The organism is Kribbella antibiotica, from assembly GCF_004349055.1.
GTDB classification, from domain to species: Bacteria; Actinomycetota; Actinomycetes; order Propionibacteriales; family Kribbellaceae; genus Kribbella; species Kribbella antibiotica.
This window is the reverse complement of record NZ_SMKX01000036.1, coordinates 22605-45689: the sequence shown is the minus strand read 5'-3', so window position 1 is coordinate 45689 and position 23085 is coordinate 22605. Positions and strand designations below refer to the sequence as shown.

Here is a 23085-nt window from a genome sequence, read left to right as displayed (position 1 = left end):
CACAGCACCACACCAGGGGATCCACCGACGGCCCTATTCAGTTCTCATCGAATCCGATAAGCGTTGATGACCGTCTGCGTCGCCGTTCCGCCGTCCCGGTCCTTGACCGTCGACCGCAGCGAGACGACCTTGCCGGCCGGCGTCCGGAAGACCGCCGTGTACTGACCGTCGACCCCCGGTACGACGATCGCCCGCCGCCACGTCTTGCCCGCATCACCGGAGAACTCGACGGCCACCGACTCGATCGGGGCCGGCGTTGCACCAGGCTGGTTGACCACCGTGAACGGCAGCTTGGTCACCGTCGTCCGCGGCACCGAGTTCAGCGCATCCACCACCGGCTTGAAATGCACGTCTCGCAAGGGCAGCACCACCTTGGCGCCGCCGGTGTCCTGCGAGCTGAAGGTCCACACATGGTTGACCTGGTTGGCCAGCTGCAGCCGGTCGCGCCGCATCGACATCTCCAGCCGGTACCTCGACTTCTCGGCCGGTGCGTTCTCCAGATAGATCTGTCCGGCTACCGACTCGGACGCGATCAGCTTTCCGTCGCGGTACAGCTTGGTCGACTCTTCCTCGGAACCAGTCAGTCCGGTCCCGGGATGACCATCGGCATCGGTGAGCGGGAACGCGAACAGCATCAGCTCGTTCCCGGTCCGGTGGCTGCCGTCACCACCGTCGAGCCCGGCGTTGACGACCGAGGCGCCCCAGCGCTCGGAGCGCTGCTGCCCCGGGTTCGCGATCGGGCCCGTCGAAGTGAGCGACCACAGGTCATCGTCGTCCCCGGCCTCACGATGCAGGTAACTGACGTTCCCGTCCCAAGAGATTCCCCCACCGCTGTCCCGCGCCTCGACGAAGTGCGTCGCAACAGCGGGAGCGGTGTACTCGATCGGGATACTCGCCGTGCTGCCGCCAGCACCCGGCAGCCAGCCGAACCGCTCGTCGTACACGATGCGTCCAGCGACATCGGCCGTGTACCGCGACTTGATCTGGCCCAGCTCGCTCTCCCGGACGACCCGCCGGTAGCCGGTGAAGTAGGTGCCCTTCCGCGACTGCACCAGGTTGTAGTCGTACGGCGCATTGCGGTAGTCACCGGCCTTGCGCTGGACCACGAACCGCGCGCTGATCGTGGCGGTGAAACCGTCGAGCGGTGCCCCGATCGAACCGACGTACAGCTTGTCCAGGTTCGCGGTGGAGATGTTGCCGTCCCAGAAATGCTTCTTGCCGGTCCAGTTGTAGGTGAACTGCGCCTGGGCCAGTGCGGTGTTCTTGCGCGGCATCGTGAAGGCGGCCGGCTTGGCCTGGCGAGCATCGACAGCGAGGGTGAGCGCGCGGTTGACGTTCAGGTTCGGCCAGACCAACTGATAGAGGCGATCGCTGGTGTCGCCGAGCAGACCTTCGACGAGATAGCGGCCGCGCGGGATCCGCAGCTTCGCGACGCCGTTCGCATCGGTCGGCACCTCGATGATCTTCTCCTCGTCGAGCGAGAAGATCCGGGTGAAGTTCCGCTCGGTGCCGTTGCCATCGAGCAGGAGGTGCCGGACTGTGACGTCGTAGCTCTCGATCTCCTTCTCGACCGCCAGCGGCGTCCCGACGCTGACACCTGGCGCAGTGGCGACAACACGACCTGAGTACAGGCCGTCGGGACCGGAGTGACGGGTATCGGAAGTGACCGTGACGGCTGCAGTGCCGCCGGCTGGGACGGTGAGCCTCTTGGCGCTGAGCTTGAATGCACCGGCCGGAGTCGAGCTGGCCTGCAGCGACAGCGTGATCGGATTGGTGCCGAGGTTGCGGTAGGTGAGCTTCTTCGCGATCGGCTTGTCATCGGTGTGCGGCCACAGCGCCGTACCGAAGCCGATGCTGCCCGGGACCGAGACCACCGAGTCGGCGATCGCCCGGGCAACATCGATCCGGCCGGAGCCTTGCTCGAACACCGTCGGACCGGCCTGCTGGTGAGCCGTCGCCATCAGCACAGCCTTGAGCTCGGCAGCCTTCCACTTCGGGTGTTGCTGGGCGAGAATCGCCGCCGCACCGGCAACATGCGGCGTCGCCATCGACGTACCGCTCAGCTGCAGGTAGTCCTTGCCGACCGGATCACCGATCTGCGCGTTCTTCGCCTTGGCAGCAACGATGTCCACCCCAGGTGCGGTGACATCGGGCTTGATCGCGGATCCTTCCAGCAGCGGCCCCCGGCTGCTGAAACCGGCCAGCACGTTCTGCTTGTCGACCGCACCAACGGTCAGCGCGGCCGCCGCCGAACCGGGTGAGCGGACGGTCCGTGCATCCGGGCCTTCATTGCCTGCAGCAACGACAAAGAGCGCGCCGGTCTGTGCCGTCAGCCGGTTCACGGCCGCCTCGATCGGATCCACGCCCGGCTCGTCCGTGATGCCGAGGCTCATGTTGATCACGCGCGCCTTCTGCTGCACCGCTGCCCACTCCATCCCGGCCAGGATGTTCGAGTCCGTGCAGAACCCTTCGGCATCACAGATCTTGCCGTCGATCAACCGCGCACCGGGTGCAACCCCCTTGTACTTGCCCTTCGACGCGGCCCCCGTCCCGGCAACAGTCGACGCAACGTGCGTCCCGTGCCCGAGCCCATCCCCCGCGGGCTCGGCCGTAAAGTTCTTGCCGGCCACGATCTGGCCCTTGAAGTCCGGGTGCGTCGCATCGATCCCGCTGTCCAGGATCGCCACCGGCACCCCCTTGCCGGTGAGGCCCGCCTTCCACGCCGCCGGTACGCCGATCTGCGGCACGCTGCGGTCGAGTTGGGTCCGTCGTTTCGCATCCAGCCAGATCGTCCCGCCGGCTGATCGCGTCCGGTTCATCCCCGTGAAGAACGCTGCTGCCGAAGCCTTGTCGACCTTGGCAGCGGCCAGCCCCGATCCCCCGAGCTCAGGCCCGAAACTCGCCCCCACCAATGCCTTCCGTGCCCGCGGACCCACCGCGGGCACGAGCACCGGGATCGCCGAAGTGTGCGCGTCGTCGTACTGCATCTCCAGCAGCCCGGTGATGTCGAACAACCGCCGGTCCACCCGCCCCTTGGCCACCGCCGACGCCACATCCAGCGGGAGAACGGTCAACCGCCCGTTCTCCCGCCCGATCCGGAACATCGCCCCCGCACGCCCCCGCACCGTGACGTTGCGCTGATCCCCGCCGCGCAGTACGACGCGGTCCCCCGTGATCAGCGTGATCACCCGGTCCGGCATCGGCCGAACCGGCCGGTCCACCCGCTCCGGCACCACAGCCTGGGCGCCCCCGCCACCCACCGCTGCAACGGCGACGAGCGCCGCGGTCACCCCGACCGCGGCACTCGCCAGAACCCAACGTTTCCCCGTCATCGCATCTCCCCAGTTCAGACCGTCACACCCTGAGACGACGCGATACCGGCCAAGGTTCGTCTCAATTTCCTAACGCAACGGATAGGCACCGATCGTGGTCTGATCGGCAACGTTGCCCTGGGCATCTACTACGTGGGCCTTCAGGGAGATCGTCTTGGCACCCTTCGGGGTGGCGAAGATCGCCTTGTAGGACCCGTGACCGGCCGGGACGACCGCGGCCTTGTGCCAGGTCTTGCCGTCGTCGCCGGAGACCTGCAGTTCGACCTTCTTGACCGCCGGCAGCGCCTTGTTCGCCTGGGCAGCCAGCTTGAACGGCAGCACGGTGACCGGCTTGCGGTCGGCCACGTTGTGCTGGTCGACCTTCGGTTGGTAGCTGACTCCGATCAACGGCAGGAACTCCTCATTGGCGGTGTTTCCCGAGGTGAACGTCCAGCTCAGGTCGATCTTTGTGCTGAAGGCCGAGTACGACTGCCGGGTCAGCGACGACTGGAGCGTGTACTTCGCCTTCTCGGCCGGCAGGCTCTCGACGAAGATCCCGCCGAAGAAGGCCTCCTCCGCGATCACCTTGCCGTCACGCAGCAGCTTGCTCGACTGCGTGTCCGCCAGGGAACCACCCAGGTCGCCGTCCGCATCCGTCAGCGCGGCGAGCACCAGCAGTTCGTTGCCGATCCGGGACGAGTAGTCCGGCGCAGCACTGAAGACTGCTGCGTTGAGCCGCTGGTGGTACTTCTTTCCGGCTGAGTACTCCGTGAACGGCGACCCGAACCTGGTGATGGTGTCCGGGAACGGCCACTCCGGGTCCGAGCTCGGCTCGATCTCGCTGTACTCAGTGCTCCAGCCGTTCGGCTTGGCATCGACCAGCAGCTTCGTCGACGCCGGCTGGTCGTAGTTGACGTTGACCGCCCAGCCACCGACCGAGCCGAACACGACTCGCTCGACCTTCCGGTCGCTGGTGGCGTTGATCTGCTGGGTGACCTCGGCGAGGTCCTTCGCCTTCACGTTCCGGATCAACCCGGTCGGGAAGACGCCGGGGGTGCCGTTGCTCTGGGCGTACAGGTACGGCGAGTTGTCGAGCCGGTTGTCGGCGTTCCGCTTGGCCCACTGCGATGCCACGAAGCCGGTCAACTTGTCCGGTGCCACGGCCGGACCGATCTGCGCCGTGTTCACGTTGTCGAAGTCGAACAGGAGCGCCGACGAGCTCAGCGACCCCCGGCCGTCGTTCCTGGTCCGCTGGTAACCGAGTGAGCCGACCGCGAGCGAAGCCTCGGTGTTCGGGATCGTCACCTTGACCGGCTTGGCGAGGCGGGCGTCGAGGTCGGTGGTGGTGTCCTTGGTGAGCTGCAGCGCCGGCTGCACGACCTCGTAGAAGCCGCCCTTGTCCGGGTCGTTCGGGTCCGGGACGAACTGGCTGGACTCGAGGCTGTAGCCACCCTTGGGCAGCCGCACAGTGACCTCGTTCCCGTTCTCCGAACCGATGAAGGTGAACAGGTGTTCGTCGAGACCGTAGAGCAGGGCGAACGGCGGCGCCGGCTTGCCATCCGGTCCGGTCGTCTTCACGGTCAGGTTGTAGCTCTCGAGCTCCTTGTCGACGCCGATGCCGGTGACCACTGAGGCGTTACCCGCGGTGGCGATGACCCGGCCGGAGTACGCGCCGTCCGGTCCGTTGTGCTTGGTGTCCGAGGTCGCCTGAACCGAAGCTGATCCACCCGCTGGGACGGTGAGCGTGTTCGCGCTCAACTTCAGTGAGCCGGCCGGGGCCGCCGTACCGGCTGGATCGGTCAGCGTCGCCACCAGGTTCAGCGTGACAGGCTGGTCGCCCAGGTTGCGATAGGTCAGTGTCTTGGTGACCGGTGCATCGTCGTTGTGCGGCCAGACCGCAGTCCCGAACGAGAGGTTGCCCGGGTCGCTGACCACGGTCTGCTTGATCGCCTTGGCAACATCGATCCGGCCGGTCCCCTGCTGGAACGTCGACTGGTCGGCGGCCGTCTTCGCGGAGCCGGTGATCGCGGCCTTGAGCTCGGGAGCCTTCCAGTTCGGATGCACCTGGGCCAGGATCGCGACCGCGCCAACGGTGTGCGGCGTGGCCATCGACGTACCGGAGAGGTTCAGGTACTTGTCGCCGACCGGGGTGCCGATCACGCCGTCCTTCGAGCGCGCGGCGACGATGTCGACACCAGGCGCGGTGACGTCCGGCTTGACCGCGCCGTCACCGACGCGTGGGCCGATGCTGGAGAAGTCGGCCAGCTTGTCCTGCTTGTCGACGGCACCGACGGTCAGCGCGGCATCCGCGCTACCCGGCGAAGCGACCGAACCGGCCCCGGGACCTTCGTTGCCTGCGGCAATCACAAACAGCGTTCCGGTGGCTGCCGTCAGCCGGTTGACCGCCTCTTCGAGCGGATCGATCTCCGGGGTGTCGGTGCCGCCGAGGCTGATGTTCGCGACGGTCGCCTTGACCTCGTTGGCGGCCCACTCCATGCCGGCCACGATGCCCGACTCGGTGCACTCGTTCAGCCCGCAGACCTTGCCGTCGTACAGCTTGGCGTCCGGGGCAACACCCTTGTACTTACCGCCCGAAGCAGCGCCCGTTCCGGCGATGGTCGAGGCGACGTGAGTACCGTGCCCGACGAAGTCACCGTCCGGCTCGGAGGTGAAGTTCTTCGCGCCCGCAACCTGCGGAGCGAGGTCAGGATGCGTTGCATCAACGCCCGAATCCAGTACGGCGACCTTGATGCCCTTACCGGTGTAACCAGCCTGCCAGGCGATCGGGGCACCGATCTGCGGGACCGACTTGTCGAGCGAGAGCTCGCGCTTGCCGTCCAGCCAGATCTTCTCGATCGCAGTCGCCGACCGGGCACCGGTGGCGCCGGTCAGGAAGGCGGCCGCCTTGCTCTTGTCGACGCTCAGCGCCGCACCGTTGACGACCGGCAGCTGGCGGGTCACCGTCGTACCAGGTGCGGCCGAGCGCGTCTTCGCGTTCCCGGCATAGGTGACGATCACGGGGATCGACTTGGTCGACTTGTCGTCGTACTTCGCCTTGATCAGGCCCGTCACGTCGAACAGGCGCCGGTCCAGGCGTCCGCTCGCAAGCCGCTGCCGGACGTCGGACGGTACGACGTACAGGTGGTCCTTGACCTTGTAGGAGCTGAAGGCGATCCCGCGCCGGCCTTCGCCGGGCTCGACGGTCGCCTTGCCGTTGCCGTGCAGGGTGACCCGATCCCCGGTCACCAAGGTGACCTTCACGGCGGCCTGCTCGGCCTTCTTGGACTGGGCTTTGGCTTCGAGACCGGTCGGTCTGAGTTGGGCTGCTGATGCCTGGCTGAGGCCTGAAAGGCCGATTCCCAGGGCAGCGATCGAGGCGACGGCGGCAACGCCGATACGCCTCGATCGTGGGGTCGCAGTGTTGTTTGGTGCGGGCACGATGAGTCCCTCCCGATTTGGTTGTCCTCACATGGCCCGTCGACGTGCCTCACACAGCGGCGCCGACGGACCACTCACCGTTAGATGTCCACACCCTGCCCGGCGGTTGCATGAACCTCCTGCATTGGCAGGAAGCTGCAACGAGAGTGACCGACCGTTTACTGTAGGTACGCACCAATCGTCGTCAGGTCGGTCGTGTTCCCCGCGGCGTCGACAACGTGTGTTTTCAGCGAGATCGTCGTGGCGTTCTTCGGAGTGACGAAGAACGCCCGGTACGAACTGCCGGACCGCGTGACTGACGCCCGGTGCCAGGTCTTACCGCCGTCTCCGGAGACCTGGAGCTCAACCTTCTTGGCTCCCCTATCGACCGTGAACGGCAGCACGGACACGGGTTTGCGTTCGGCCACGTTGTCCCGGTTGACCTTCGGCTGGTAACTCACCCCGATCATCGGCGGCAAAGTCTCGGCCGCCGCTGACGAGAACGTCCAGCTGAGCTCCGTCTTCGTACTGAACGCCGCGTAGGTCTGCCGCGTCATCGACGACCGGAACGTGTACTTCGCCTCGCCGGCCGGCAGTTCCGTCGCCGCAATGTCACCGAAGTTCGGGGACTCGGCGACCACCTTGCCGTTGCGCACCAGCGTGCTCGACTCACTGTCCGTCTTGGTGAAGCCGCGATTGCCGTCTGCGTCCGACAAGCTGTCGACGAGCAGCGTCAGCTTGTCCCCAGCCCGTACGGCGGACACCGGGGCCGGCGTGAAGACGGCCGCGTTGAACCGCTCCCGGTATTTCTGCCCGGCCCGGTAGGTGTGCTCCGGACCGGTCAGCCCGGTGATCACCTCCGGGAACTGGGCCGGATCCGGGTCCGGCACCACCTCGTTGAGCTCGGTGTACCACTTGTCCGGACCGGGATCGGCCAGCAGTTTCGTCGAGATCGGCTGGTTGTAGTTGATCACGATCGACCAGCCACTCCCACCGAACACGACCCGCTCGACCTCACGATCGCTTGCGGCGTTGACCTGCTGCGTCACCTCGGCGAGCTGCCTGTCCTGCACATGGCGGGTGAAGCCGTTCGGGTAAGTCCCCGGGGTCTCGTCGTTCGTCGCATACAGGTACGGCGAGTTGGTGAACATGTACCGCTCGTCCGTCCCCGGCTCACCCCACTGGGTGGACACGAACCCGGTCATCTCGGCGGGCGGCAGCGCCGGTCCGATCTGGCCGGTGAACACATTGTCGAAATCGAACAGCAGCGCATCCGACTGCCCGACGCCGGCGGCACCGGTCCGGGCGAAGCCGATCGTGCCCGACGCGACCTTCGCTCCGGCCTTCGGCACCGTCACGGTGACCCGCTTGGCCACTCGGGCGTCGAGATCCGTACTGCTGTCGGCGGTGAGCTGCAGGTTCGGCTGCACGACCCCGTAGAACGACCCCTTGTTCGGATTCTCCGGATCGCTCGGGTCCGGAATGGTCAGGTACGTCTGAAGCAGATAGCCGCTCTTGGGCAGGCGGAGGGTCATCTCGTCCTCGTCGGACCCGAAGAAGCCGAAGAAGTCGTTGTCGAACCCGTAGACGACGATGAACGGCTGCGTCGGCTGACCGTCGGGACCGGTCGTACGGACCTTCAGGTTGTAGCTCTCGACCTCCTTGTCGACGGCGATCCCCGTGCCGATGGACGCGGCGCCTGCGGTGGCGACGACGCGGCCCGAGTACAGCCCGTCCGGCCCGTTGTGCTTGGTGTTCGAGGTCGCCTGCACCGATGCCGACCCACCGGCCGGGATCGTCAGGGTGTTCGCGCTCAACGTGAGTGCGCCGGCTGGGGCCGCCGTACCGGCTGGGTCGTTCAGAGTCGTTGCCAGGTTGAGCGTGACGGGCTGGTCGCCCAGGTTGCGATAGGTCAGGGTCTTGGTGACCGGCGTATCGTCGTTGTGCGGCCAGGCCGTCGTACCGAACGAGAGGTTGCCCGGGTCGCTGATGACGGTCTGCTTGATCGCCTTGGCGACATCGATCCGGCCGGCGCCCTGCTGGTACGTCGTTTGTCCGGGCGCGGGCTTGGCCGAACCCGTGATCGCGGCCTTGAGCTCAGTCGCCTTCCAGTCCGGGTGCTGCTGAGCCAGGATCGCGACTTCACCGACGGTGTGCGGCGTCGCCATCGACGTACCGGAGAGCCTCAGGTACTTGTCGCCGACCGGATCGCCGATCTCGGCGTCCTTCGAGCGCGCAGCGACGATGTCGACACCAGGTGCGGTGACATCCGGCTTGATCACACCGCCGCCGACACGCGGCCCGATGCTGGAGAAGTCGGCCAACTGGTTCTGCTTGTCGACCGCCCCGACGGTCAGCGCTGCGTCTGCGCTACCGGGTGAATCGATGGTCCCGGCCGCCGGTCCACTGTTGCCTGCGGCAACGACAAACAGGGTGCCGGTCTGCGCGGTCAGGCGGTTCACGGCCTCCTCGAGCGGATCGATCTCCGGGGTGTCCCCGCCGCCGATGCTGAAGTTGACGACGGTCGCCTTGACCTCGTTGGCGGCCCACTCCATACCGGCCAGCATGGCCGATTCAAGGCACCCGAACACCTGACAGACCTTGCCGTCATACAGCTTGGCGTCCGGAGCGACACCCTTGTACTTGCCGCCCGAAGCAGCGCCGGTACCGGCGATGGCCGAGGCCACGTGGGTGCCGTGACCGACCTGGTCCCCGTCCGGCTCGGGGGTGAAGTTCTTCGCACCCGCGACCTGCGGAGCGAGGTCCGGGTGCGTCGCGTCGATGCCGGTGTCCAGTACGGCGACCTTGACCCCCTTACCGGTGAAGCCGGTCTTCCATGCCTCGGGCGCACCGATCTGCGGCACCGACTGGTCCAGCAGCACCTTCCGCCGGCCGTCCAGCCAGATCTTCTCGATCGCGGTCGCCGAGCGTGCGTTGGTCGCACCCCTGAGGAAGGTGGCGGCCTTGGTCTTGTCGATGCTGAGCGCCGCACCGTTGACGGACGGCAACTGGCGGGTCAGCGTCGCACCGGGTGCCGCGGCTCGGGTTTTCGCGTTGCCTGCATAGGTGACGATCAGTGGGATCGCCTTGGTCGAGGCGTCGTCGTACTTGGCTTCGATCAGGCCGGTCACGTCGAACAAGCGCCGATCCAGCCGGCCGCTTGCCACCTGCCGCTGGACGTCGGACGGGACGACGTACAGGTGGTCTTTCACGCGGTAACTGCTGAAAGCGATCCCGCGCCGGCCGGCGGCAGGCTCGACGGTCGCCTTGCCGCCGAGGTAGATGGTGACCCGGTCGCCAGAAATCAGGGTGACCACCCGCCGGAGAGCAGTTTGCTCCGCCTGCGTGGTGACGGGCTTGGTTGGTGTTGCCGAGGCCTGGGGCAGGCCGGACAGACTGATCCCCAGGGCGGCGATCGAGGCGACGGCGGCAACGGCCCGGCGCCTCGATCGAGGTGTGGCAGTGTTGTTTGGTGCGGGCAAGATGAGTCCCTCCCCATTTCGGATATCCACACCCTGCCCAGTGGCTACGCGAGTTCCCCGGAGTGGCCGGTACCTGCCGTCAGCCCAGCGGGTAGGCCCCGATCGTGGTCAGATCAGTGACGTTGCCTGCACTGTCGACCACGTGGGCTTTCAGCGAGACGGTCTTCGCGCCCTTCGGAGTGACGAAGACCGCCTGGTACGCGCCGGCGCCGCGTGCCGTGACCACGGCCTTGCGCCAGGTCAAGCCGTCGTCACCGGAGACCTGAAGCTCCAGCTTTCTGATCCCGGGCAGGGTCGCGCCCTTCTGCACCTCGATGCCGATCGGCAGCACCGTCGTCGGCGTCCGCCGCGCGACGTTGTTCCGGTCGACCTTCGGCTGGTAGCGCAACCCGACCATCGGCAGCACCGTCTCCTGCGGAGTCGTCCCGGACGTGAACGTCCAGGTCAGGTCCGTCCGGGTGCTGAAGGTGGAGTACGACTGCCGGGTCTGCGAACCCTGCAGTGTGTACGTCGCCTTCCCGGCCGGCAGATTCTCCGCTTCGACGTAGCCGAACAGGTTGGTCTCGGCCAGCACCTTGCCACCGCTGAGCAGCCTGGTCACCCCGGTGTCGTCCCGGGTGTCACCCTTGTTGCCATCGGCATCCATCACGGGGTGCAGCGCCAGTTCCATCCGGTTCTGGTTGCGGAACGCGAACTGCGGCGCCGGCGTGAACGCCGCGGCATTGTGCCGGCCGCGGTAAGTCCGGCCGGCCTGGTAGCTGCGGTACGGCGACTGGAACAAGGTGACAATGTCGTCGTCCCGGGTCAGCTCGAAGACCTGGGTCGACCAGGTGGCCAGGGCAGCATCCACCAGCAGCTTCACCGACGCAGGCTGGTCGTACGGCACCAGAGCCGTCGCGCCGTATTCCGCGTCCTGCTTGCCGAACAGGACGTGCTCGATCGGGTTGTCGCTGGCCTTGTTGATCGTCTGATTGATCTCGGCCAGCTCTCCTGCCTTGACATCACGCTGGAAGCCGGTCGGGTACTTACCCGGGAACACGTTCAGCTGTGCGTAGCGGTACGGCGAATTGGTGAACCGGCCATCGGCTGTCGGCTGCGCCCATTGCGACGAGACGTTGCCGGTCAGCTCCGTCGCCGGCAGGTCCGGGCCGACCTGCGCGGTGTAGAGGGTGCCGAAGTCGAACACGGTGAACTCCGGCGACAGACTCCCGCCGCCGGCCAGCCGCCGGTTGTACCCAACGCCTGTTGCCAGCGGCGCAGCGTTGGTGTTCGGCACCGTCACCTTCACCGGCTTGGCCGTCCTGGCGTCGAACACGACGGTGGTGTCCTTGCCCAGCTCGAGCTTCGGCTGGACGAGCTGGTAGTGCGAGCTCTTGGCCGGCTCGGCCGGATTCGGCACGTGCTGCGCCGTATCGACCAAGTACTCACCCTTCGGCAGCCGGATTCGCACCTCGCCGGACTTGTCGTCGAAGGTGGTGAACGAATAGAGATCGATGCCGTACGCCTCACCCGCGACACCAGCCGGTTCGCCGTTCGGACCGATCCCCTTGAGGGTCAGGGTGTAGCTCTCCTTCTCCTTGACGACGCCGATCGCCGCAACGACTGAGACCTCACCACTGGTCGCGGTGACCCGGCCCGAGTAGTCGCCATCCGCTCCGTCGTGCTTGGTGTTCGAGGTCGCCTGGACCGACGCCGTACCGCCGGCCGGAATCGTGACCGTGTTCGCGCTGAGCTCCAACGATCCGGCCGGGGCCGGGGTGCCGTCCGGGGCATTCAGGGTTGCGGACAGGTTCAGCGTGACGGGCTGGTCGCCCAGGTTGCGGTACGTCAGTGGCTTGATGACGGGCTCGTCGTCGGCGTGCGGGTAGAGCGCCGTACCGAAGGAGAGGTTGTCCACGATCAACGCCTGCTTGGTGCCCCTGGCCACATCGATGCGGCCTGCGCCCTGCTGGAAAGCGGTCTGATTGGCAGCCGGCTTCGCTGCGGCGATCAATGCGCCCTTGAGCTCAGCGGCCTGCCACGCCGGATGCTGCTGCGCCAGGATCGCGGCTGCGCCCACGGTGTGCGGCGTGGCCATCGACGTACCGGACTCGGCGACGTACTGGTCACCGGGCGCACTGTTCGCCTTGGCGGCCATGATGTCGACGCCGGGAGCAGTCACATCAGGCTTGAGCGCATTGTCACCGATGCGCGGACCGGCGCTGGAGAACTCCGCCAGTTCGTCCTGCTTGTCCACAGCTCCGACCGTCAGCGCGGCATCCGCACTACCGGGCGAGCCAACGGTCCGGTCCCCCGGCCCACTGTTGCCTGAGGCAATCACAAACAGCGTGCCGGTCGTCGCGGTCAGGCGGTTGACCGCCTCCTCCATCGGATCGATCCCCGGAGTGTCCATACCCCCCAGACTCAGGTTGACGACATCGGCCTGGACGACGTTGGCGGCCCAGTCCATCCCGGCGAGAATGGCCGAGTCGGGGCAACCGGCGGCCATGCAGACCTTGCCGTCGTAGAGCTTGGCGTCCGGTGCGACGCCCTTGTACTTACCGTTGGACGCGGCCCCCGTTCCGGCGATCGTCGAGGCGACGTGCGTGCCGTGCCCGACGAGGTCAGCGTCCTCCTCGGGGGTGAAATTCTTTGCGCCCGCAACCTGCGTGGCGAGGTCGGGATGCTTCGCGTCGATCCCCGAGTCCAGTACGGCGACCTTGACCCCCTTGCCGGTGAAACCGGCCTGCCAGGCGATCGGCGCACCGATCTGCGCGACCGACTTGTCGAGCGTGAGCTCGCGCTTGCCGTCGAGCCAGATCTTCGCCACCCCGGCGGCGGATCGCGCGGTACCGACTCCGGTCAGGAAGGTCTTTGCCTTCGCCTTGTCGACCTTCAGGGCCGCGCCGTTCACGACCGGCAACTGGCGGGTCACCGTCGCACCCGGCGTCGCTGCGCGCTTCTGCGCTGTTCCTGTGTAGGTGACGATCACGGGGATCGACGTGGTCGACTGGTCGTCGTATTTCGCGGTGATCAGGCCGGTCACGTCGAACAGCCGCCGGTCCAGCCGGCCGCTGGTCAACTGCGCGCGGATGTCGGACGGAACGACGTACAGGTGGTCTTTCAGGCGGTAGGTCTGGAAGGCAATTCCGCGCCGGCCCGGGCCGGGCTCGATGGCGACTGCCTGCCCCGAGACGGCCACCCGGTCGCCGGTTATCAGCGTCACCTTGGCGGCGACCGGTTCAGCTGTCGTGCGTGGTGTTGCGGACTGGGCTGCTGATGCCGGCGGCAGGCCGGACAGGCCGATTCCCAGGGCTACGATCGAGGCCACGGCGGCAACGCCGACGGACCTCGATCGTGGTGTCCCCTCTTGGGTAGATGCAGGCACGATGAGTCCCTTCCCACTGCAGTTGTCCTCACGAGGGCTCCAGCTGATTGCCGTACGCAACGGGTTCAGCGAGCCACACGCGGTAGACGCGAAGCGTCCCTCAGAAGGTTCTGCAGGAAAGGGATTCCATCTCAGGCCGGAGGTGCGACAGTGGCGTCGGCCTGACCGGCGGCCTGCAGGGAGTCGGCGATGAAGCCTGAGGCCTTGAGCTCCTCCACCAGGTCCTGCAGGTAGGCGACGGTCTCTGGCTGCCGGGTCTTGGTGGTGCCAACGGCCTGCTGGATCTGCATGAACCGCTCTTCGATCAACCGCGCCTCCGGATGCGCGGCGACGTACGCAGTGATCGGCTGCCGGATGCCGGCCGCGACCTCGAGCTTCTCGGCCCCGAACACGTCGGTGCCCTCCTCGCCGCGGACCACGGTCGCGTGCTGCAGCGTGCGCGTCAGATAGAGGTCGTACGCCGAGCCTTGCTTCACGCCAATCCGTACGCCGGGCTGGTCGACCTCTTCAACAGTGGTGAGCCTGGAGTCGACCGGCACAGCGAAGACGCCCTCGATCACCACGTACGGCGCCGTGAACGCAACCTCGCCCGCCCGCGCCGGATCGACAGCCAGGAAGCAGATGTCCGCCTGCCCGGTCGTCATCGCCTCGAACGACTTCCGCGCCGCATCGAAGCAAACCAGCTCAACCGGTACGTCGAGCCGCTGTGCGAGCTCCCGGGCGATATCGACGGTCACCCCGCTGGGATTGCCAGGCGTTCCCTGGGCGAGGACCGGGTTGCCCAGATTGATGGAGGCCCGCAGAACGCCGCTCGGAACCAGGTCAGCACGCAGATTCGTCATACCGCCGACCTTAGCGACGGACGGGATGTGCGCTCGACGACTGCAGGATCCCGGCAGTCGGCTGGTTCTTCAGGAGTGGTCGCGCAGGATCTTGATCGCGGCCTGAGCGGTTGGGGTGAGCTGGCGGTCTATGCCCGTGCTCTCGGCTGGACGGAGGATCTCGGTTGGAGTGCTGTGGGTCTTGCGGATTGCCTCGGTACGGCGGTGGGTGGGCGGATGGTCTGCGTCGAGGCGGGCGTTGTGCAGGCGGCTGACCAGGACGCGCCGCAGGAGCTCGTGCTCCGGAACGTCGGCCGTCGTACGGCGGAGTTGTTCGAGCGGATCGTGGCCGGTACTGAAGTGCTTGGAGCGTTCCAGGACACGGAATCCGGTGTCGGCGAGCAGGACGCGTTCGAGCGCGCGAGCCGCCGCTTCGGCACCGGCGATGGATGCGACCTGCTGGTCGGCGGCGTAGACACGTTGGAGTCGGCCGGCCAGGTCCAGGCGGGTGAGCAGTCGACGGTAGCCGCGGACTGGCGGGCCGAAGACCGCGTTCACGAACTTGGTCAGGTAGTAGTGCTGGATCTGGTCCTCGCTGCTCCCGGTCGCGACCAGCTCCATGCCGGTGCTGTAGCTGTCGTAGCGAACTTGGTCGCGGTCGTCGGCCGCGAGGTAGCTACTGAGGTCGTCGAGGATCTGGTCGGCCGCCCGGACGACACGGTCATGCAGTGTCCGCTTGTCGTCGTACATGGCCTGTGCGAGAGCGGCCACTCGTTCCTGGGGGCCGAGGAATTCCCAGGCAGGTAAGCCGATTGTGAGCACGCGACGGTATCGCAAACCAATCCGGTCGATGGCGATCGCGCGCTCGGTGGTGATCACGACCTGCTCGAGTTTCGGCGTACTAGCTGCCCTGGCGAGGCGATCGAGTACGTCGTACAGAAGTGGAGCCTGTTCGCGGGAGACGGACTGGGCGTCGTACGGCAGGCGATGCACGCGCGGGCGGAAGATCGCGGTCAGGGTGAAAACGGCGCCGGCCAACGGGATGCTCCACCAGAGCGGGCGGTAGAACGCGAGCAGCGCCAGTCCGCCCAGAAGGCCGGGCACTGGGACGAGCAGAACCGGTAGCGCGACAGCGAACGCTTGTTTGGAACGCTTCGCCTTGTTGGTCGTCGATCCGGCTTCCAGCTCACGGCGCCAAGCCGGTTCGGCGGGGTGGTCGACCGGCGCCGGGTCGGCGTTCCAACCGCAGTCCGGGCACCAGACGACGAACCGGGCGTCCACCGGTACCGCCCGGTGGCACTGCGGGCAGGTTTGTTCTGCAGAAAAGCTCGCCATATTTGCAGAATGCGCCAGGATCGAGCCGTTTGGCGCGGCATGGCAGCTACTGGCCGGTCGGGTTTGGCAGGGACGTTGTGTAAATCGTCGGAGCGGTCCTACTGTGGGCGCACTTGTCCCTTGATCGCCCGATAGGGAGTTACATGAAGCGCCGAAGTATTGGTTTATTGGTGGCTGGGGCCGCTGTCCTGGTGGCCGGAACGACCGCTGTGCCGGCTGAGGCCCATGGCAGCAGCCAGCGTGTGGTGGGGTATTACACGCAGTGGAGTGGGTACGACCGGAACTTCCTGGTCAATGACCTGGTGAAGAACGGGTCGGCCGCCCGGCTGACCCATATCAACTACGCGTTCGGGTTCGTCGACGAGCAGGGCAACTGCTACAGCAGCGACCCGTGGGCCGACTACCAGCGGGGGTTCACCGCCGAGCAGAGTGTCAACGGGACGGCCGATGCGCCGGACCAGGCACTGAAGGGCAACCTGAACCAGCTCAAGCAGCTGAAGGCGAAGTACCCGAAGCTGCGGATCAGCATCTCGCTCGGTGGCTGGACCGGCTCGAAGTACTTCTCGAACGCCGCCCTGCCGGCCGCCCGCGCCGCGCACGTGAAGTCGTGCACGGATCTGTGGATCAAGGGCAACATTCCGGGTCTGCCGGCCGGTGCCGCGAAGGGGATCTTCGACGGGATCGACCTGGACTGGGAATGGCCGTCCAGCGAAGGCAACCCGGGCAACGTGATCCGGCCCGAGGACAAGGTGAACTTCACCGGTCTCGTGCACGAGTACCGCAAGCAGCTCGACAAAGCGTCGTGGCCGTTCAAGGGCCGCTACAACCTGACGGCATTTCTCCCGGCGGACCCGGCTCAGGTCGACCGGGGGTTCGAAGTCAAGAAGATCTTCAAGGACCTGACCTTCGGCACCCTGCAGGGGTACGACTACCACGGCTCCTGGGATCCGCAGACCAACCAGCAGTCCTCGATCGACGGGCCGAAGGGTGACCCGACAGCGGCCGAGTTCAGCTCGCAGGTAACGGTCGACGCCTACCTGGCCCGGCATGCACCCCGCGGCAAGCTGGTGCTGGGGGTTCCGTTCTACGCGCGCGGCTGGACCGGCGTCACGAACGCGAACAACGGCCTGTTCCAGAACGCCACCGGCCCCGCGCCGGCGACGTACGAGGCGGGCTACGAGGACTACCGGATCCTGAAGACGAAGCTCTCGTCCTTCACGGTCCATCGCGACAACTTGGCCGGCTTCGCCTGGCTGTTCGACGGGACCACGTTCTGGACCTGGGACGACCCGACCGAGATGAAGCGCAAGGCGCAGTACATCTCGAACCGCAACCTCGGTGGCGCGATGATCTGGTCGCTCGACGGTGACACCGCAAATGGGGAGCTCATTTCAGCGTTGCACCGTAATCTTCGCTGAGTGGATCTTCAACACCTGATGGACCGGTTCGGCGCTTCGAGCGCCGAACCGGTTCTCGGCGGACACTCCGAAGCATCGGTCGTCCGCCTCGAACGCCGCAACGAAGTCCTGTACTACAAGCAGGGCATCATCCTGAACGACGAGGCCGATCGCCTGGAATGGCTGTCCGGCACCGGGTTCCCGTGCCCACAAGTCGTTGATCGAGGCAACAACTGGTTGCTGACCACGGAGCTCTCCGGCCGCGACGCCTCCGACGACTGGCCGGCGACCGACCGCCCCGCCGTACTGGCTGCCATCGCGACCGGCCTGCGCGAGCTGCACGCCCTCTCCGAGGCGCCCTTCAGCTCACCGTTCCCCGGCAAGCCCGAGGTGGTCACGCACGGGGACTACGCGGCCCCGAACGTCTTCATCGACCCGGTAACACTGCAGTTCAGCGGCATGCTCGATGTCGGCAAGCTCGGCATGGGAGACCCGTACGCCGATCTCGGCGTGATGTACAAGAGCCTCTCGAACGGGATGAATCCGCAGTACGGGCTGGTTCCGGGCGCACGCTTCTTCGTCGAGCAGTACGGCGGCGATCCGGACGACCCGCGGATCCCGTACTACATCGGTCTCGACGACTCCGAATCCTTCTGGGCAAGCGTTTAGCGCGGTGGGCCGGTGAAGATCGGGAGCAGGACCGGGACCCAGATGGCGTGCAGCGTGATCACCGCGGCGACCCAGAGGACGACCGGAGTCAGCACGCGGATCCACCACGGGACCCAGAGCACTAAGCAGGCCATCACGAACATGGCCAGCGCTCCGATCAGGCCAGGCACCATCCGCGAGTACATCTGAGGCTCATTCGGCCAGCAGCTCCCGACGTACCGGCATGGGCTCTCCCCCAGATCCCACGGGGTGATGTTGAAGAGGATGGCCGCCGCCAACCCCACACCCGCGGCGGCGACCAGACCGCTCAATCCCTGGACGACCGCGCCGGCCTCCGAACCCTTGGCACGCCAGAACGAGCCGCCAGCGCGACGCGGAAAGCCAACGCACACGATCATCGCCAGCGACCAGCCCGCGAGCAGCGCGAACCAGGTGAGGTCCTTCGCTTGACCGGCCCACACATCCTGATCGCTGGTCACGGTCGGCAGGTAGGTGTTCAGCCCCGCGTTGATGTAGCCGAAGCCGAGCATCACCAGCGCAGCAACCGCTAGCAGGAGACGCTCGGCGACGACCTTCACCGCCGTAGGTTACGTCAGTTGGACTGGTGGAGCTCCGTGCCGAGACCGTGGACGGCCGGGATCGAGCCGAGTTTGCCGGCCTGGAAGTCCTCGAACGCCTGGACCACCTCGGCGCGGGTGTTCATCACGAACGGCCCGGCCATCGCGATCGGCTCGCGGATCGGACGGCCGCCGATCACCAGTACGTCGAGGTTCGGCTCCGCCTGCGGCTGGGACTGCGCTGCCGCCGTACGGATGGTGTCGCCGGGACCGAAGACGGCGAGCTGGCCCTTGCGGAACGGACGCCGCTCGGCGCCGACCGTGCCCTGACCGGCGAGGACGTAGACGAGCGCGTTGTAGTCCGGCTGCCACGGCAGCACGAGCTCGGCGCCCGGGCTGATCGTCGCGTGCACCAAAGTGATCGGGCTGTACGTCGAACCAGGGCCCTCGTGGCCGTCGACCGAACCGGCGATCACGCGGATCAGTGAGCCACCGTCATGTGTGGACAGCAGCGCGGAGTCGCCACCGCGGATGTCCTGGTAGCGGGGAGCGGCCCACTTCTGCGCCTTCGGCAGGTTGACCCACAGCTGCACGCCGTGGAACAGACCGCCGCTCGTGACGAGGTGCTCCGGCGGAGTCTCGATGTGCAGGAGGCCTGAGCCTGCGGTCATCCACTGGGTGTCGCCGTTGGAGATGACACCACCGCCACCCTGGGAATCCTGGTGCTCCATGATGCCGTCGAGCATGTACGTGACGGTCTCGAAACCGCGGTGCGGGTGCCACGGAGTGCCCTTGGGCTCACCCGGCGCGTACTCGACCTCGCCCATTTGATCCATGTGGATGAACGGGTCCAGATCCTTCAGATCCACGCCCGCGAAGGCACGCCGTACGGGGAAGCCTTCGCCTTCGTAACCGCTCGGCGCAGTGGTGACCGACTTGACCGCACGCTCGCGGGCGACGGCCGGGTCCGGCTGGTTGATGCGGGGCAGCACGGTGATGTCGCTGACGGTCACGGCGGGCATGGTGGTCTCCTCCTGGCTGGATAGTTCAAGAATAAACTATCTAGCTGAACCCTGACAACTCAGAGGACATTCCCGCGGCGTCCTGCTAGCGTCGGGGACATGCAAAATCTCTACTTCCTCTGACAGCCCGGACCCCGCGGCGCCCGATCGGGCCCTGCCGCGGTTCTCGCGTTCCGCTGTCCACTCACGACCTTGAACCACGGCAGAGCTCTGTCCTGCGCTCTGTCCGGGTTCGCTTCGGAGGAAGCATGTCCATCGCCTTATCCACCCGCGCCCGAGCACACCTGACCGCGACCGGCGTGACCATCGCCCGCGGCGGTCATCCCGTCCTGAACGGCGTCGAGCTGACCGTGTCGACCGGCGACCGGCTCGGCGTTGTCGGCGAGAACGGTCGCGGCAAGACCACGCTGCTCCAGGTCCTGGCCGGACGACTCGTTCCCGATGCGGGATCGGTACGCCGTACTGGCGGGATCGGGATTGCCGACCAGGAGATGCCGGTCGGCGCCGACCGGACCGTGGGCGACCTCATTGACGTCGAACTGGTCGCCGTACGGGGTGCTTTGGCTGCGTTCGATGCTGCGACTTCCGCGTTGGCCGCCGAGGCTTCTGGTGCGGACGACTTGTACGCCGAGGCACTGGCGGTTGCCGAGGCGTTGGGCGCCTGGGATGCCGATCGGCGGGTCGACATCGCACTTGCCGCGTTGAGTGCGGTTGATGATCGGAGCCGCGTGCTGTCGACGTTGTCGGTTGGGCAGCGCTATCGAATCCGGCTGGCCTGTTTGCTGGGGGCCGGGCATGAGTTGCTGTTGCTTGATGAGCCGACGAACCACCTGGATGCAGGCGGACTTGCTTACCTGACTGCGGAATTGCGGGCATATCCGGGCGGCGTCGTACTGGTGAGCCATGATCGGGCGCTGCTGTCGGAGGTTGCGACCGCGGTGCTTGATCTGGATCCGACTCGAGATGGATTACCGCGGCTGTACGGCGGTGGATATCGCGGGTATCTCGAGGGGCGGTCGGCTGAGCGCTCCCGATGGGAGGAGGAATATCGCGAGCAGCTCGCTGAGCGGCAACGACTGACGGAAGATCTGTCGACGGCACAGAACCGGTTGTCGACCGGATGGCGACCGCCCAAGGGGACCGGCGGGCACACTCGGGCGACGCGCGCGCCGGGAGTGGTTCGGGCGGTGCGTCGGCGGCAGGAGGATCTCGAGGCACATGTCATCGACACCCCCCGACCGCCGACGCAGTTCCGGATGCCCTTGCTGGGCTCGCGACCGGGGGCTCGATTGGTGGACGCTCCGGGCGCTGGGGTTCCGGGGCGACTCGCGCCGTACGCTCCGATTGTTTTGCAGTCCGGTGATCGACTGCTCGTGACCGGCGCGAATGGTGCGGGCAAGTCCACGCTGTTGTCGGTGCTGGCTGGCTGCTCGGGCAGTTCGGTTCGGATCGGGCATCTTCGGCAGGAGTCACCGGAGCCGTCTGCACTGCGCGCTCATGAGGCGTACGACGCCGCTGTCGACTCATCGGAGATTTCTCTTAGCGAGCTCGGGTTACTCGGCTCACGGGAGGCATCCCGGCCTGTCCGTGAGTTGTCGGTGGGGCAGCAGCGCCGACTGGATCTCGCGATCCTGCTGGCGGCGCGACCTCACGTCGTACTGCTGGATGAGCCGACCAACCACCTGTCGATCGCCCTGGTCGATGAGCTCACCTCGGCGTTGCAGATCACGCCGGCCGCGGTTGTCGTAGCAACGCACGACCGGCAACTGCTGCGGGATCTGTCCGACTGGCCGGAGTTGCGGCTCTAGCTCAGTACCAGCGTTGGGAGGCTGCGCCGTAGTCCTGGCGCAGCTTGACCCACCCCTGGTCAGCGGCACTGCTGTCCAGGAGCACGGTGCCGTCGGATCCGAGGTGCTGGATCGCGCCATTCGTGTACCGGATCCAGCCCTGATAGATCCCACCGTTGCAGGGGCCGCTGTACACCCCGCCGTTGGCGCCGTCGAGACAGTTGTTCGTCGACCTGTTCACGAGCTGCCAGGTAGCGAATCCGCCAACATCGCCCATGTACTGCCACTGCCAGGCCTGATCGTTGTCGAAGCGGCACGGGGTTCCGCCGGTGGCGATCACCCGGCCGGGCCGCTCCTCCAGGCAACGGCTGGAGGCCTCGTTCCGGATGTAGCCCCAATCGGCAGCGACCGCCTTCTGCGTCGGCTTCACCACCGCCTGCCCCGGGATCAGGGTCGCCTTGCCGACCACTGGCGCCGGCTTGGCCGGTGCGGCGGCGGCGGACGCGACCACCGGCCCGGCCATCGCCGCCAGGCCGACCGCGACCGCCATACCGAGTCTCGCCTTGATGCGCATCGAGATTCTCCTTCATCTTCGGCATTTCGAAGTTCTTTCCCTATAACCGTAGATATCAGGAGGCCGCCGAACCACCGTTTCGACCAGGCTCGAAGGCCCGCCGATCACGACATGGCAGACTCTTGCCTCGTGACCGCGCAGATTCTGGATGGCAAGGCAACGGCGGCAGCGATCAAGGACGAGCTCAAGGTCCGGGTCGCGAAGCTGGCGGAGCAGGGTGTGGTTCCCGGACTCGGGACGATCCTGGTGGGCGACGACCCGGGCAGCCACGCGTACGTGGCAGGCAAGCACCGCGACTGCGCGGCCGTCGGCATCGCGTCGATCCAGGTGGAACTGCCGGCGACGGCCACCCAGGACGAGATCGCGGCCGAGATCAAGAAGCTGAACGAGGACCCGGCCTGTACCGGCTTCATCGTTCAGCTCCCGCTGCCGAAACACGTCGACACCAACACCATGCTCGGCCTGATCGACCCGGACAAGGACGCCGACGGCCTGCACCCGGTCAGCCTCGGCAAGCTCGTCCTCGGCCAAGACGGCCCGCTCCCCTGCACCCCCAAGGGCTGCGTCGAACTGCTCCGCCGGTACGACGTACCGATCGCGGGCGCGCACGTGGTCGTCGTCGGCCGCGGCGTCACCGCCGGCCGCCCGATGGGCCTGCTCTTCACCCGTCGCTCCGAGAACGCCACCGTCACCCAGTGCCACACCGGCACCACCGACCTGGCCGCCGTCGTCCGCACCGCCGACATCGTCATCGCCGCCGCCGGCTCGGCCGGCCTCATCACCGCCGACATGGTCAAGCCCGGCGCCGTCCTCCTCGACGTCGGCACCAGCCGCTCCGCCGAAGGCAAGATCGTCGGCGACATCGCCCCCGAGGCCCGCGAAGCCGCCGCCTGGATCGCCCCCATGCCCGGCGGCATCGGCCCGATGACCCGCGCCATGCTCCTCACCAACGTCGTCGAAGCCGCCGAGACCGCCCCGAAGCGAGCGTGACGTGCTGATGGCCGGCGAGGCGCAGCGCCGTACCACCGAATGGCCCCTGGCCCTCGCCCTCCTGGTAGGCGCCGCCGGCCTGGTCATCCTCACCTTCTACAACTGGCGCAACGGCATCCTCATCTTCGCCGCCGCCCCGGGGGTCGCGGCGTTGCTGCGAGCCACGCTTACCGACCATGCCGTCGGCCTGCTCCGCGTCCGAGGCCGCATGTTCGACACGATGTTCCTGTTCCTGGCCGCCGTAGCCATCGCAACCCTCGGCCTCATCGTCCCGAACTGAGCGTCCGAACGATCGGTTAGAGTCGGTCTGGATGGACGGTCGGCATTTGCGGGCCTGTTCCTTGAATTTCGTTGGA

14 protein-coding genes are annotated in these 23085 nt (G+C 66.8%); 5 read left to right on the top strand and 9 right to left on the bottom strand.

Features of this window, described 5'->3' with window-relative positions; genetic code table 11:
• Positions 1-44 precede the first annotated feature (44 nt).
• The 6 genes from E1263_RS15245 to E1263_RS15220 form a co-directional block, all read right to left on the bottom strand.
• Positions 45-3332, bottom strand: coding sequence for a S8 family peptidase (locus tag E1263_RS15245; protein ID WP_132167958.1), 3288 nt, complete (start codon positions 3330-3332; stop codon positions 45-47).
• Between the two features lie 69 nt (positions 3333-3401).
• Positions 3402-6749: a S8 family serine peptidase gene (locus tag E1263_RS15240; RefSeq protein WP_132167957.1), complete on the bottom strand. Its 3348-nt coding sequence runs from the start codon at positions 6747-6749 to the stop codon at positions 3402-3404.
• 158 nt (positions 6750-6907) lie between these two features.
• The gene (locus E1263_RS15235) at positions 6908-10045 is read right to left on the bottom strand and encodes a S8 family serine peptidase (protein ID WP_238161259.1); all 3138 of its coding nucleotides are present in this window, start codon (positions 10043-10045) and stop codon (positions 6908-6910) included.
• A 244-nt stretch (positions 10046-10289) separates the two neighbouring features.
• Complete coding sequence (locus E1263_RS15230) at positions 10290-13520, bottom strand: S8 family serine peptidase (protein ID WP_238161258.1); 3231 nt, start codon at positions 13518-13520, stop codon at positions 10290-10292.
• Between the two features lie 188 nt (positions 13521-13708).
• On the bottom strand, positions 13709-14419 hold the full coding sequence (locus tag E1263_RS15225; protein ID WP_132167954.1) for a transporter substrate-binding domain-containing protein: 711 nt from the start codon (positions 14417-14419) through the stop codon (positions 13709-13711).
• A gap of 69 nt (positions 14420-14488) precedes the next feature.
• Positions 14489-15733: a zinc ribbon domain-containing protein gene (locus E1263_RS15220; protein WP_132167953.1), complete on the bottom strand. Its 1245-nt coding sequence runs from the start codon at positions 15731-15733 to the stop codon at positions 14489-14491.
• A 170-nt stretch (positions 15734-15903) separates the two neighbouring features.
• Here E1263_RS15220 and E1263_RS15215 point away from each other — a divergent pair, with 170 nt between their 5' ends.
• Together E1263_RS15215 and E1263_RS15210 are read left to right on the top strand one after the other, a co-directional pair.
• Positions 15904-17151, top strand: a complete 1248-nt coding sequence (locus E1263_RS15215; protein WP_238161257.1) for a glycoside hydrolase family 18 protein — start codon at positions 15904-15906, stop codon at positions 17149-17151.
• Positions 17152-17799, top strand: a complete 648-nt coding sequence (locus E1263_RS15210; protein ID WP_132167951.1) for a phosphotransferase — start codon at positions 17152-17154, stop codon at positions 17797-17799.
• Here the strand turns inward: E1263_RS15210 and E1263_RS15205 are convergent.
• On the bottom strand, positions 17796-18377 hold the full coding sequence (locus tag E1263_RS15205; RefSeq protein WP_132167950.1) for a hypothetical protein: 582 nt from the start codon (positions 18375-18377) through the stop codon (positions 17796-17798). The two genes, E1263_RS15210 and E1263_RS15205, sit on opposite strands and share 4 nt — an antisense overlap.
• Positions 18378-18391: 14 nt before the next feature.
• On the bottom strand, positions 18392-19378 hold the full coding sequence (locus tag E1263_RS15200) for a pirin family protein (protein ID WP_132167949.1): 987 nt from the start codon (positions 19376-19378) through the stop codon (positions 18392-18394).
• A 248-nt stretch (positions 19379-19626) separates the two neighbouring features.
• On the opposite strand from E1263_RS15200, the gene E1263_RS15195 reads away from it, so the two are divergent.
• On the top strand, positions 19627-21186 hold the full coding sequence (locus tag E1263_RS15195) for an ATP-binding cassette domain-containing protein (protein WP_132167948.1): 1560 nt from the start codon (positions 19627-19629) through the stop codon (positions 21184-21186).
• Between the two features lies 1 nt (position 21187).
• Here E1263_RS15195 and E1263_RS15190 read toward each other — a convergent pair whose 3' ends face one another.
• On the bottom strand, positions 21188-21739 hold the full coding sequence (locus E1263_RS15190) for an RICIN domain-containing protein (protein WP_132167947.1): 552 nt from the start codon (positions 21737-21739) through the stop codon (positions 21188-21190).
• 129 nt (positions 21740-21868) lie between these two features.
• Here E1263_RS15190 and E1263_RS15185 point away from each other — a divergent pair, with 129 nt between their 5' ends.
• Both E1263_RS15185 and E1263_RS15180 read left to right on the top strand, forming a co-directional pair.
• Positions 21869-22729, top strand: coding sequence for a bifunctional methylenetetrahydrofolate dehydrogenase/methenyltetrahydrofolate cyclohydrolase (locus tag E1263_RS15185; RefSeq protein WP_132167946.1), 861 nt, complete (start codon positions 21869-21871; stop codon positions 22727-22729).
• Between the two features lie 7 nt (positions 22730-22736).
• The gene (locus E1263_RS15180) at positions 22737-23009 is read left to right on the top strand and encodes a DUF3017 domain-containing protein (protein WP_132167975.1); all 273 of its coding nucleotides are present in this window, start codon (positions 22737-22739) and stop codon (positions 23007-23009) included.
• Positions 23010-23085: the final 76 nt, after the last annotated feature.

What these genes read in the sequence shown, in the direction of transcription:
- E1263_RS15245 (WP_132167958.1), bottom strand. Translation starts at nt 3,332, where the DNA reads ATGACGGGGAAACGTTGGGTTCTGGCGAGTGCCGCGGTCGGGGTGACC.
- E1263_RS15225 (WP_132167954.1), bottom strand. Translation starts at nt 14,419, where the DNA reads ATGACGAATCTGCGTGCTGACCTGGTTCCGAGCGGCGTTCTGCGGGCC.
- E1263_RS15220 (WP_132167953.1), bottom strand. Translation starts at nt 15,733, where the DNA reads ATGGCGAGCTTTTCTGCAGAACAAACCTGCCCGCAGTGCCACCGGGCG.
- E1263_RS15200 (WP_132167949.1), bottom strand. Translation starts at nt 19,378, where the DNA reads ATGCCCGCCGTGACCGTCAGCGACATCACCGTGCTGCCCCGCATCAAC.
- E1263_RS15195 (WP_132167948.1), top strand. Translation starts at nt 19,627, where the DNA reads ATGTCCATCGCCTTATCCACCCGCGCCCGAGCACACCTGACCGCGACC.
- E1263_RS15190 (WP_132167947.1), bottom strand. Translation starts at nt 21,739, where the DNA reads ATGCGCATCAAGGCGAGACTCGGTATGGCGGTCGCGGTCGGCCTGGCG.
- E1263_RS15180 (WP_132167975.1), top strand. Translation starts at nt 22,737, where the DNA reads ATGGCCGGCGAGGCGCAGCGCCGTACCACCGAATGGCCCCTGGCCCTC.